8 protein-coding genes are annotated in these 12541 nt (G+C 55.5%); 7 read left to right on the forward strand and 1 reads right to left on the reverse strand.

The annotated features are described in order from the left end of the window. The 7 genes from B3W37_RS03390 to B3W37_RS03420 all read left to right on the forward strand — a co-directional run. Positions 1 to 2343, forward strand: a 2343-nt coding sequence (locus B3W37_RS03390) for a cobaltochelatase subunit CobN (RefSeq protein ID WP_483174781.1), incomplete at its 5' end; no start/stop codon positions are given. Then, the gene (locus tag B3W37_RS03395) at positions 2333 to 3385 is read left to right on the forward strand and encodes a radical SAM protein (protein ID WP_483174783.1); all 1053 of its coding nucleotides are present in this window, start codon (positions 2333 to 2335) and stop codon (positions 3383 to 3385) included. The genes B3W37_RS03390 and B3W37_RS03395, both read left to right, overlap by 11 nt. Before the next feature lie 7 nt (positions 3386 to 3392). After that, positions 3393 to 4154 carry a carbon-nitrogen hydrolase family protein gene (locus B3W37_RS03400; protein ID WP_483174784.1) on the forward strand — a complete coding sequence of 254 codons (762 nt, stop codon included), beginning with the start codon at positions 3393 to 3395 and terminating at the stop codon, positions 4152 to 4154. 28 nt (positions 4155 to 4182) lie between these two features. After that, positions 4183 to 5277, forward strand: a complete 1095-nt coding sequence (locus B3W37_RS03405) for an adenosylcobinamide amidohydrolase (protein WP_483174785.1) — start codon at positions 4183 to 4185, stop codon at positions 5275 to 5277. Positions 5278 to 5332: 55 nt separating this feature from the next. Further along, a complete protein-coding gene (locus tag B3W37_RS03410; protein ID WP_483174786.1) occupies positions 5333 to 7243 on the forward strand; it encodes a magnesium chelatase subunit D family protein in 1911 nt (636 codons plus the stop codon). 19 nt (positions 7244 to 7262) lie between these two features. Then, entirely contained in the window at positions 7263 to 8711 is a 1449-nt protein-coding gene (locus tag B3W37_RS03415) for a CehA/McbA family metallohydrolase (protein ID WP_483174787.1), read from the forward strand. Between the two features lie 18 nt (positions 8712 to 8729). Then, the gene (locus B3W37_RS03420) at positions 8730 to 11246 is read left to right on the forward strand and encodes an S-layer homology domain-containing protein (RefSeq protein ID WP_483174788.1); all 2517 of its coding nucleotides are present in this window, start codon (positions 8730 to 8732) and stop codon (positions 11244 to 11246) included. 261 nt (positions 11247 to 11507) lie between these two features. Here B3W37_RS03420 and B3W37_RS03425 read toward each other — a convergent pair whose 3' ends face one another. Continuing rightward, positions 11508 to 12464, reverse strand: coding sequence for a substrate-binding domain-containing protein (locus tag B3W37_RS03425; protein ID WP_483171898.1), 957 nt, complete (start codon positions 12462 to 12464; stop codon positions 11508 to 11510). Positions 12465 to 12541: the final 77 nt, after the last annotated feature.

Consider the following 12541-nt stretch of genomic DNA (forward strand, 5'->3'; position numbering starts at 1 on the left):
GATTGGGGGCCGCCCCCGGGAGAGGTGTTCCACTACGACCAGTTTTTGCTGGTTCCCGGCATTCTCAACGGCAATATTTTTATTACCGTTCAGCCGCCGCGAGGTTTTGGCGAAGACCCCTCCAAGATTTATCACTCCCCGGACTGCGCCCCCACCCATCATTATCTGGCCTATTATCATTGGATACGGGACATCTGGCAGGCTGATGCGGTGATTCATGTAGGCACCCACGGCTCCCTGGAGTGGCTGCCCGGCAAGGCGGCGGGATTGTCGTGCCGCTGCTACCCTGATCTGGCTTTGGCGGACTTGCCCAACATCTATCCCTACTGGATCACCGTGGTGGGGGAAGGCGTGCAGGCCAAACGCCGGGGGGCGGCTTGTCTGATCAGCTATTTGACGCCTCCTATGAGCCATGCCGGCACCTATGACGAACTGGCCGAGCTGGAAAAACTGCTGGATGAGTACTGCCATTTCAAGCAAAACCAGCCCGGTAATTTAGAGGCGATCAAAATGTTGATCCGGGAGAAAGCGGCCCGGGCCAATTTGCAGAACGATGTGCCTGAAGCGGCGCAAGCCGGCTTTGATGAATATGTGGGGCGCCTGCATGCCTATGTCACCGATATCAAACACATGCAAATCCGGGTTGGACTGCACGTGCTGGGCGATGCGCCCCGGGATGAGAACCTGCTGGAGTATCTGCTGGCTTTGACCCGGGTGGACAATGGCGAAGTGCCCTCTCTGGCCCAGACCCTGGCGGCGGTTTACGGATATGACTACTATGATTTGCTGGAGCAAAGCGGAACTCTGGCAGCGGATGGCAGCAAAACTTACGGAATGCTGCTGGATGATATCCGCCAGCGTTCCCGGGAGGTTATCCAGTGCCTGGCGGAACAGGGCTTTTGTGTTGACGAGGCGGCCTGTGTTTTAGAGCTTCCCTGGGCTCAGGCGGTTGCACCGCCCCTGGCCGGCCGGCTGGTGGAATGCGCCGGCTACATTTGCGATACCCTGGTTCCCAATCTGGAGAAAACCCGCCAGGAAATCACCCATCTGCTGGGCGCCATGGAAGGGCGCTATATTGAGCCGGGACCGGGTGGAGCGCCCACCAGCGGCATGGCCGACATATTGCCCACGGGGCGCAATTTCTACGGTGTCGACCCCCGCAATCTGCCCACTCCGGCCGCCTGGGAGATCGGCAAAAGCATGGGCGACAGCATAATTGCACGCTATCTGGACGAAGAAGGCCGCTACCCGGAAAGTGTAGGGATCGTCTTATGGAGCACCAGCAACATGCGCAGCCATGGTCAGTGCATAGCGGAATTCCTGTATTTGCTGGGGGTGCGCCCGGTGCGGCTGCGGGGCATGGACCGGGTGGTGGATATAGAAGTGGTCCCCATGGAAGAATTGCAGCGCCCCCGCATTGACGTGACAGCCCGAATCAGCGGATTCTTCCGCGACAGCATGCCCAGCGCCGTGGCCTGGCTGGAAAAGGCGGTGGACATGGTGCTCAATTTGGATGAAGGGCCGGAAATCAATTATGTGCGTAAACATGTGTTTGCCGATGTAGCCGCTATGGTGCAGCAGGGCATGGACCGGGAGCAGGCCCGGGAGGAGGCCGCCTACCGCATTTTTGGCGATCCGCCCGGGACTTACGGCGCCGGGGTGAGCGACGTTTTGGAAGAGAAAAACTGGGAGACTGTGGACGATCTGGCCAGGGTATATGTACGCTGGGGCGGGCACGCTTATGGGCGGGGCAAGGGCAAGTATGTGCCGGAAGCCTTCAGCCGCCGCATGGGCAGTCTGGATGTGACCATTCAAAATGAAGACAACCGGGAAATCAGCATGTTGAGTTCGGACGACTACAATGCCTATCATGGCGGCATGATTGCCGCGGTGCGCAGCTTAAAGGGCCAGGCCCCCCGCTCCTATTGCGGAGACAGTTCCGACCGCAGCAAGGTGGTCATGCGCAGCGTCAGTGAAGAAGTGAAACGTTTGTTTCGGGGAGAAACCATGAATCCCAAGTTCATTGAAGGGATGAAGCAGCACGGGTATAAAGGCGCGGCCGATTTGGCCAGCTATGTGGCGCATTGCTACGAGTGGGACGCCACCAGCAATGTCATGGAAGACTGGATGTATGAGGGTTTGGCGCGTAAATACGCTCTGGACGAGGATATGCGGCAGTGGATGCAGGAAATGAATCCCTGGGCCTTGCAGCGCATTGCTGAAAAACTGCTGGAAGCGGCGCAACGGGGGTTGTGGCAGGCCGATGAACAAACTGAACAAGAACTTCAGGAACTCTACCTTTCTATCGAAGGGGAACTGGAAGAAATCGGCGATGGAAGATAGCCAGGGGATTAAAATGCTGGTCTTGAGCCTGACCGGACGCTGCAATTTTGCCTGCAAATATTGTTACGCCCACCAGCATCCCCGGGAGACCATGCCGTTTTCCACTGCGGTGCGGGCCGTGAATCTGGCGGCGCAAAGCGGAGAGCCGTTTATTTTACAATTCAGCGGAGGCGAGCCTTTGCTGGCTTTTGATGTCATGGAAAAGATCGTGCTTTATGTGCAGCAGCAGTCCATACCCGCCATTATGCAGGTTCAAACCAACGGCTCTTTGTTCAACCACGGCCGGGTAGACTTTTTGCGCCAGGCCCGGGTGGGCATCGGGGTGAGCCTGGACGGCAGGCCGGCGGTAAATGACCGGCTGCGCTGCCTGGCGACGGGAGAAGGAAGTTTCCGGCATATCCTGCATGGGATTCAACATCTGGCCGGTCAGGGCGTGGAGATCGGTTTGACCTGTGTGGTGGTTGAGGACAATGTGGCCGAGCTGAAGGGACTGGTGGAAATGGCCTATTATCTGGGCAATGTACGCCGTATCGGCTTTGATCTGCTGCGCGGGCAGGGGCGGGGAGGTCAACTGGAGGCCCCGCGGGCGGAAGCCATCGCCCGGGGGGTGTGGGGCGCACTGCAAACCGCCCGGCAAATGGAGCAGCGCACCGGCCAAAAGATGCTGATTGCCCAGCTGGAGCGAATAGAACATCTGGCCCAAGGAAGTGCCCGGGGATTCGCCCATTGCTACGCCATGAACGGGGAAGCTGCCTTCGTAGACGCCCGGGGTGGCATTTATGCCTGTTCTTCCCTGGTGGGAGATGAACGCTTCCGGCTGGGGGACACAGCCGCAGGCATCGATGAAAAACGCCGTCGGGAGGTTGCCGCAATGATTCAAAACAGCATGTCCTTTTGCCGGGCATGCCCTGATTTCCAATGGTGCGGCGGAGGCTGTTTCTCCCGCTGGTATGGGTCGGGATGCAGAAACCGGGCTTATGACGGGGAATGTGCCTTGAAACGGGCTTGTATACGGTGGTATGAGGAGAACAGAGAGGAATGAGAAAGATATGAGAGTGGCACTGTTGCATCTGGATTTAAGCGGGGGACCGGAGGAGAAAAATCTCAGGCTGCTGGAGAGGACGATTCAAATGGCCGCCGAGCAAGGCGCCAGCTGGATCATCACCCCGGAAATAGCGCTGCAGGGATATTTCTTCGCTGCGGATGGGATCGCCGGTGAGGTGCCGGTGCAGCCCGGCGCCTCCCTCCAGGTGTTGGGTGAGCTGGCAACCCGCCACGGACTGACTTTATTTCTGGGCTGCGCCGAAAAGGACGCTGTCAGCGGAAAACCATACAACAGCTGTGTGGTGCTGGGCCCGCACCGGCGGATCCTGGGCAGACACCGTAAAATGCGTTCGCATGGCGTGGGTGCCGAAGCCTGGTTGACCCTGGGCGAGGTGTTGCAGCCGGTGGCGTGTCCGGACATGACGGCGGGGATATTGATTTGCGCCGATGTCTGGTTTGTTGAAAACGCTGTGATTTTAAAAGAATGCGGGGCCGAGGTCATTATTGTGCCGGCGGCCTGGCCTCCGGGGGTATGCGGTCCGGGGGACAGCTGGGAGAAGTGCTCCCAGGCTTCCGGTCTGCCGGTGTGGGTATGCAATCAGACCGGCTGCCATGAAATATTGGATTTGAGAGCGGCACAGAGCGCGGTGGTCGCTGATGGCATCACCTGGTTTACCTACAGCGGGGAACCGGCCATTCTGCTCTTTGATTGGGATTGCCGCCGGCAGTGCCCGGAATCGGACGAGTTTACCGTAATGGCTGTATAAAAAGTACCCTGATTGGAGGTGGGATGCTATGAAACTTTGCACCCTTACGACCGGAGATGCGGTTTGCCGCCGCGATAAAACCATTGTCATAAGATTTGAAAAACCCCGCAAAATCCTGAGCACATCTCTGCTGAACGGGGGTTATCATGAAAATCTCACTGCGGTTTTCAATCATAACACGGATTATGACGGGGTGATGACCAGTATTGCCGACTACCTTGAATATATGCGGGGAGTTGCCAGGCAGGCCGGTCTTGAGCCCGCTGCGGTTTCCGGGATGGGCACGGCGGCTTCCATGGACAATGTGGGCATTCAAACCGAATCCTACCAGAACTTGACGGTGACAGCGATAGTGACCGGCGGGGTGGAGGTAAACGGCGGCCGGGTAGGGGATCCGGCCCATTATTTTCAGCCGTTGGGAAAAGATGTGCTCTATAAACCAGGCACCATCAACATTATGCTGGTGATTGATTCCGATCTCCCCGCGGGCATACTGGCCCGGGCCCTGGTCACCTGCACCGAGGCTAAAACCGCAGCTTTGCAGGAACTCGTGGTGGGCAGCAATTATTCCGACGGTTTGGCCACCGGCTCAGGCACCGACCAGACCATCGTCATCGCCAATCCGGAGTCGCCGTTGTATTTGCTCAGCGCCGGCAAGCATTCCAAGTTGGGTGAACTTATCGGTGTGGCAGTGAAAAAAGCGGTCAAAGAAGCCTTGCTGCGGCAGAACGATTTGTCCGCGGCCTCACAGCACAGCGCCCTGCAGCGCATGAAGCGTTTCGGCGCCACAGAAGAAGTATTGTGGCAGCAGTACATGGCCTATTATGGGGGAGGAAATATCGAAGCGGTGTTTATGAATACTCTGTATCGCATCGATGGTAATTCGCAGTTGGTAACCTATACCTCCCTCTACGCACATTTGCTGGATCAATGGAACTGGGGATTGTTGTCCGCCGAAGAAACCATTGAGGCCGGCAATGCTTTGCTGGCCCTGGCTGCCGCTCACTTCGGAATGTCTCCTATCATGATCACCGGCCCCGGGATCGAAGACAGTATTCAAGCCTGGATCACGCTGGTGATACATATCGTGGTGGAGGAATCATCGCGCCAGACCTCCCGTTAAAGCCGATGTGAACGGCGCCGGGGGTAATCTTTTTAAAGAAAGGGGGGCGGGTTCATTGGGTTATGACAGTGTTTTCCCATTTTGCGCGGTTCTCGGGCAGGATCAGATAAAAAAAGCCTTGCTGTTGAACGTAATCAATCCTGCCATTGGCGGGGTCTTGATCAGCGGTGAAAAGGGCACCGCCAAATCAACCCTGGCGAGAGGTCTGGCAGCCTTGACGGCGGACATGGAGGTGGTGGACCTCCCCTTGAATATAACCGAGGATCGCTTAATAGGCGCCATTGATCTGGAAAAAGCCATCAAGGAAGGCCGGCGCCGCTTTGAACCCGGGGTATTGTCCCGGGCCGACGGCAATCTGTTGTATGTGGACGAAGTCAACCTGCTGAGCGATTATATTGTCAACTGCCTGCTGGAAGTTAGCGCCTCGCATGTCAACCGGGTGGAGCGGGAAGGCATATCCTGCAGTCATCCCGCCCGCTTTGTCCTGGTGGGAACCATGAATCCCGAGGAAGGCGGCTTAAGACCGCAGTTTCTGGACCGCTTCGGGCTGTATGTAGAGGCCCGGGGGAGTCATGATGTCCGGGAGAGAAAAGAAATCATACGCAGAAGGTTGGAATATGAAAGCGGCCGGATCAAATACCTGGAAAAGTGGCAGGATGAGACCGGAAAACTGGCAGCTAGAATTGCCGCCGCCCAAGGCCTGCTGCCCCTGGTCCAAGTATCGGACAATACCATGAAGATGGCGGCGCAGTTTGCCATAGAAGGCCATTGCGCAGGAAACCGGGCGGAAATTGCCGTGATCGAAACCGCCAGGGCCATAGCCGCCTGGAACAACCGCACCGACATCGGCATTGACGATATTAAACAGGCCGCTGAGCTGGCTCTGCCCCATCGGGTCAAGCCGGCGCCGCCGCCGGAAATGTCATTCCAGGAGGACCTTCCCCGGGACGGCAGCCCTGCTCCGGATCAGGACCATCCCGGCCCTGATCTGCCTGAAGAGGCCGAACCGGCAGATGAAGAACCCTCGACTCAGGAGGACGCCCGCTCCGATCACCGACAGGGAGAAGCGGCTGAGAATGAAGGGAATGGCGATGATCCCCCTCAGCTGCCCAACACCAGTGATCAGGAAAAAATCGAAGCCCCGGGAGAGATCTTCCAGGTCAAACCCATCGAAATCAAACCGGCGGATAGGAAAAAGCGCCTGGGAAGCGGAAAAAGAAGCCGCACCGCGACCCATGCCCTGCAGGGCAGATATATCCGCTGCACCTTTCCCCACGGCAGAATCAGGGATATCGCCTTTGACGCCACTTTGCGGGCGGCGGCGCCGTTCCAGAGATCCAGGGGCAAAAACGGTTTGGCGGTAGTAATCAATCATGGGGATTTGCGGGAAAAAGTCCGGGAAAAACGCACCGGCAGCACCATTCTATTCGTGGTCGACGCCAGCGGCTCCATGGGGGTAAAACAACGGATGAAGGCGGTGAAAGGCGCCATCCTGTCACTTTTGAATGATGCCTATCAGAAACGCGATAAAGTCGGTATGATCACCTTTCGCCAAAATGCTGCCCAGCTTCTGCTGGGCGTAACCAGAAGCGTGGATCTGGCTCAAAAAATGCTGATCGACCTGCCCACCGGAGGGAAAACCCCTCTGGCCAGCGGACTCTATAAAAGCTATGAAATCATTAAGGCGGCCAGGCTTAAGGACCCGGATATGGTGCCTTTGATTGTGCTGGTCACCGATGGCAGGGCCAACGCCGCCGTTCATGGCGGTAATCCGGTTCATGAAGCTCTGGAGCTGGCGGGGAAAATTGCCGCCGAAGGGATCAAGGCGCTGGTCATCGATACGGAAAAGCACTTTATTAAACTCGGCATCGCCGCCAAGATAGCACATGCCATGAAAGCGGATTATTATGAGCTGGAGGACTTGAAAGAAAACGAAATTGAATTTCTGGTCAGAGGTTTGGTGTGAACAAGGAGGTTATAGCAGAATGTCAACCGGATATTGGTTTAAGGGGCGCCGGCGCTGTTTGGTTTTTCTCCTCATCATGTTTATTGTCAATGTCCTGATTATTCCTGCCGGGAGTTGGGGCTCACCCCCAAAAACCCGGGCGGCTGTGGCGGACCCGCCCATAATTTACGGTGTTCGACCCGGAAATATGGCTTTTACTTTTGACCGCACCCCGACGATCAGCGCATTATTGGCAAAAGGAGGAGCGGACCTCAATCCAGCGTCTATTACTATTACTTTGGACGGGGAAAATGTTACCGCATCCGCACAGCTGGATTTTGACCCGGCAGTTCAAAAAGGACGGCTTGCTTTTACCCCCGATGCGGATCTTTCTTATGGTGAGCATGACGTCGTCATCGCGGTCAGCGACGTCAGCGGGCAGAATCAGCAATATTCCTGGTTTTTTGTCATTGACGGGCAATTATCCTCCCAGCCCCATTTCTATTACGGCAATCTCCACAGCCATACTTCTTATTCAGACGGTCAGGGTATTCCGGCGGAAGCTTATGAATACGCCTATAATGAATGGCTGGATTTCCTGGCGGTAACGGACCATTCCCAATACCTTGAAGGAGACCGCTACGATCCCGCCGGCAAAGAGTTTACCGCTCAGCCCGGATCGGAATGGAGCCGGACTGCCGATATGGCCCGGGCTTTTAACAATACCCATAAAGACTTTCTGGCTTTGCGGGGTTTTGAGATGACTTTTCCCGAGTTGGGGCATATCAATGTTTTAAACACCGACAAATACGTTGAAGCCGTAAGCACCATGACCACTCTGGAGGAGTTCTATGCCTGGCTGGCCAAACAGCCGGGAGCGGTGGCCGAGTTCAATCATCCCGGTTGGCCTGACACTTCCTTCGACAATCTGGCCTATTCACAGCATGCCGACCGGGTGATCAACCTGATTGAAACGGGAAACGGCCTCATTCCCCATGCTTACACCAGATTCGAAGAATATTATTATAAGGCCCTGGACAAGGGCTGGCATGTGGGCGCCGTCAATGTACAGGACAATCACGCCGCCAACTGGGGCGACGCGGATAATCTGACTGTGGTTGTGGCCGACCGCCTGACTACAGATGAATTTTTCAGGGCTTTGCGGGAGCGGCGGATTTACTCCACCGAAAGCCGCAGCTTGCAGCTGACGGTAAAGGGCAACGGGCATTGGATGGGCAGCGTGCTGGATATTAGTCCAGGTGATCCTTTAAACCTCGAAATTCTGGCTGTAGACGATATCAATCCCATAGCCGGCTTAAGCCTGATAACCGACGGCGGTCACAGCATCGCTGTCCAGGAGGTTAACGGAACCGCCGCCGAGTGGCGCCCCCGGGTCATTCCGGGAGCAGGGGCCCACTGGTATGTGGTCAAGGTGACCCATGAAAACGGCAAGCTGGGTTTTTCCAGCCCGATTTTCACCAATTTTTAAAAGGAGAAGAGGGGAAAAATGTACATACTCAAACAGAGATTTGCCAAACTGAGTTTATTCCTGGCCATACTCATCGCGGCTGCGATGTTAGCGCCGGTGGTTTCCGCTTATGGGGCCGATTCGTTGGAGAATAAGGCGGTACAGTTCCTGAAAAATGATTATCAAAAAAACGGCATAAAAAACACCGAGTACGACGGGGTAGGATCTTATGCCTTTTATATTTTGACCGAAAAAGGAATTGATATCGGCTCCTGGACATATAAAGGGAAAAATTTCCGGGAGGCGGTCAGCAGCACCATATCCGGCGACATAAGCAACGCCGGTCATTGTTCCGCCAAACTTTTGGCCCAGGACCTGGCGGCGGCTAAAGCCTTGCAGCGCAGCGACCTGGCCGACCCGCTGCTGCAAATATTAAAAGCCCGGCAGACTGAGACGGGATTTGACAGCAGTATTTTTTACAACATTCCCGCTTTTGACCTGCTGGGCCGGGTCGGGTTGATCAACCAGATCAATACTGCGCAAGCCAGGCAATATATTTTGGGACAGCAGAATACTGCCCAGGGAAACGACATCCACAGCTGGGGGTTTACCATGGGCAGCTATTATCCTGATTTGCTGGTTACGACCAAAGCCATAAGAGCGCTTCATTACCTGGATCCCGACCAGAAAGATCCCGTGGTTCAGGCCGCCATTCAAAATAGTATGAACTGGCTGAAAAATCAGCAGCAGGATGACGGCAGCTTTGTGGCGGGTTATCCGGGAATGGACGATCCGCTCATCGATACTGCGGAAGTGATTCTGACTTTAAAGGCCCTGGGAATGGATCCGGCCTCCTGGAAAAGCAGCGGCGACAGGAGCGGGGTTGATTACCTGAGCAATCATGCGCTAAATCCTGATGGGAGTTTCGGCAAAGACAAAAATGATATGGGCGCCATCTGGTTTCTGGATACAGCAGCCCAGGCTTCTGCCGCTGCTCAACCGGTAAGCAATGTCAGCCCGCCGGCAGATAAACCGTCACAGATGAAAGTGACCATGGCGGTTGTCGGCGAGCATGGCGATTTGCTGCTCGCTCCAATCGAGGTCGGGCTCGAAAGCGACAGCCAATGGGGAGCTACCGTATTGGGGGCGCTGGTAGCCTCCGGGATACCCAGCCATGCTTCCACCTGGTCCTGGGGCATGTGTGTGGATTCTATTCTCGATGTGCCCAGCACCGGAGGCGGTGGGTGGATGTATGCCGTCAACGACCAGATCGCCACCAAAATGGCAGAGGCTTGTGCGATCGAGGATGGCGATAAAATCGTCTGGTATTACGCCTACGGCATGGGGCAGCTCCCGCCCCCGTGGGACGATGTTCTGAAACTGCAACAGAATTCAACCGGGATTCCCGGGGAAGCAAGCGGACAGCCGGCCGTAGTCAGCGGCAGTGCCCTGGATGCTGCCATTGAAAAGGCTGGCTTCGCCGGTGCGGTGGTATTGCAGGCGGACAGCCTCAAAACTTCATTATTGCTGTCAAAAGACCAGTTAAACCGGATATCGAACACCGCTAAACCCCTGTCCGTCCATATACAGGGAGCGCAGTTTATTCTGTCCCCCAGCAGCCTCAACATGGCCGGGTTAGTTTCGGCAGATGCGGCCCAACTAAAAATCAGCGCCGAAAAACTGAGCAGTTGGGCCGTTCAAAATCAAATACAGCCTACTGGCAAGTTGAAACTGGCGGGAGATATTTATGAACTCGATGTGGTGGTAATCGATCAGGAGCAAAAGCCGCAAAAGATTAAGCAATTACCGGATTGCAGCATCGTACTGACGGTTCCGAGAGGATTTCGGGACACGGCGGCGGCAGGCCGGGTTGCGGCCTACCGTTATAACGAAGCCGGCCAATGGGAATGCGTGGGCGGCAGCTATGACGCAGCCGGCGGGGCCATCAGCTTTAAGGCAGATCATTTCGGCAAATACGCCTTACTGCAGACCAATGCCTCTTTCACCGATATTGACGGGCATTGGGCGCAAAAAGAAATCGAGTTTATGGCCGCCAACAACTATGTGGCCGGTCTGGGGGACAATCTGTTTTCGCCTGACGCCCGGATCACCAGAGCCGAGTTTGTCGCCATCGTCACCCGTATGGCGGGTTTGAGTGTTCAGCCTGCAGCGCAGGTCTCATTTGCCGATGTGCCGGAGAACGCCTGGTATCGGGAGGCAGTGGATATAGCCGTCTCCAATGGCATCGCCTTCGGAAACGATAAGAGCGCTTTCGCCCCCCACGACCCGGTGAGCAGAGAGCAGATGGCGGCCATGCTGGCGCGGCTGCTCGAACAAAAAGGGCAGGCGGGCGCTATGAACGAAGCTGAGGCCGGCCAAGTGCTTAGCGGCCTGACCGACCAGGAGTCCATATCCTCATGGGCCCGGATGCCGGTAGCGGCCATGGTGCAGGCCAAACTGATGGCGGGGCGCGACGGCGGCCGGTTTGCGCCGCGGGATTATGCCACCCGGGCGGAAGCCGCCGTGGTGCTCTACAAAGTGCTGCAGGCGCTGTAATAAAAAGCATGCGACTGTTGAAAAAACTTGTGTTGCCACCGTGATCAGGGAAGCGCTGTCTCTTGACGGGGATGCCATCATAGCGCTGAGGTTAAAAAACAGCTATTGGGGCAGTGCTTCCCTTATTTTTCATAGACCGGGCTGGCCCGGATTGATCCAGCCAGCTTAGCGCCGGTTTAATCGGGCTATGCAGCGCTCCCATCCCGCCACCTCAAAAATCCCGCTTCGCTGCGCGCAATCAAGGATGCCGGGACTATTATTTTATGTACGAGCTATCATATTGCCCATTTCAGCCGTATTGTAATCGCCCAATCCTTCCAATTCCCTTCTGAACGACTCCGAACGCAGAATAGATAGGGCGCACTGGATTCTGGCGTCACTTAAATCCTGTTCACGAATCACCAATTCGTATCTTTCTTCCTGCAACCCCACAAATTCAACCTCCCTGACCTGAAGAGCGACTTTCTGATTGCCCAGGCCCACATTGGCGAGACCGCGGGCCACATTGCTGGCCACTTCAAGATGGGAGTAAACCCGGGTATTATAACCGTTGATTTGGGTGCGGTCCATTCCCAATTCACGTATCTTCTCATCCAGAAGAACTCTGGTGCCGCAACCCGGCTCACGGTTAACCAGGGTTATATCCGGTCTGCTCAAATCCTGCCAGGAGTTGATATGCAAAGGATTTCCGGTTTGAACATAAAACCCCTGTTGGCGGCAGGCGATATGAATAATGACCGCGGGAATACCGGGCAGTAGCCGGCGTACGTAGGGTATATTATAGGAGTCGCTGTCACTATCCCAGAGGTGAATGGCCGCCAGATGGGCTTTTTCTTCATACAGAGCCATCAAGCCGGGAATAGAGCCCACATGCTTGCGCAACACTTGCAGGCTGTTGATCTGACGTTCCAGGTACCGGGTCAAAAGGTCCAGCGCAATATCCTGCCCGCAGATCACCAGACTGCCGGTGTCAACAGCGTTTAAAGCATATGGCCTGGGCGGCGCCAGGCTGCCCTGTGACTCAGAAGTGTTAAGGTTAGTCATAAAGGGGATCCCTTTTTGCTGCAGATCAGCAATAGCCTCGCCGGGTATGCGTAATTTACGCCCAATTCGGAAGGCGGGCAGGTCACCGCGCTTTACCATTTCATATACCGTGTTCTTTTTTATTTTGAGAATAGCCGCCACTTCAACTGGGGTCAGTAAATGGCTGTCCGACATCTTTAATCACCTCCAGGGATGAACATATTTTATCACATTATAGACTTTTTAGCCGAGTCATGTTATGTTATGTTAAG

The sequence above is a fragment of the Syntrophomonas sp. UBA5494 genome (assembly GCF_002426325.1).

Bases quoted from the DNA above. Each gene is read 5' to 3' on its own strand.
- B3W37_RS03405 (WP_483174785.1), top strand. From the start codon at position 4,183: ATGAAACTTTGCACCCTTACGACCGGAGATGCGGTTTGCCGCCGCGAT.
- B3W37_RS03425 (WP_483171898.1), bottom strand. From the start codon at position 12,464: ATGTCGGACAGCCATTTACTGACCCCAGTTGAAGTGGCGGCTATTCTC.
- B3W37_RS03395 (WP_483174783.1), top strand. From the start codon at position 2,333: ATGGAAGATAGCCAGGGGATTAAAATGCTGGTCTTGAGCCTGACCGGA.
- B3W37_RS03420 (WP_483174788.1), top strand. From the start codon at position 8,730: ATGTACATACTCAAACAGAGATTTGCCAAACTGAGTTTATTCCTGGCC.
- B3W37_RS03415 (WP_483174787.1), top strand. From the start codon at position 7,263: ATGTCAACCGGATATTGGTTTAAGGGGCGCCGGCGCTGTTTGGTTTTT.
- B3W37_RS03400 (WP_483174784.1), top strand. From the start codon at position 3,393: ATGAGAGTGGCACTGTTGCATCTGGATTTAAGCGGGGGACCGGAGGAG.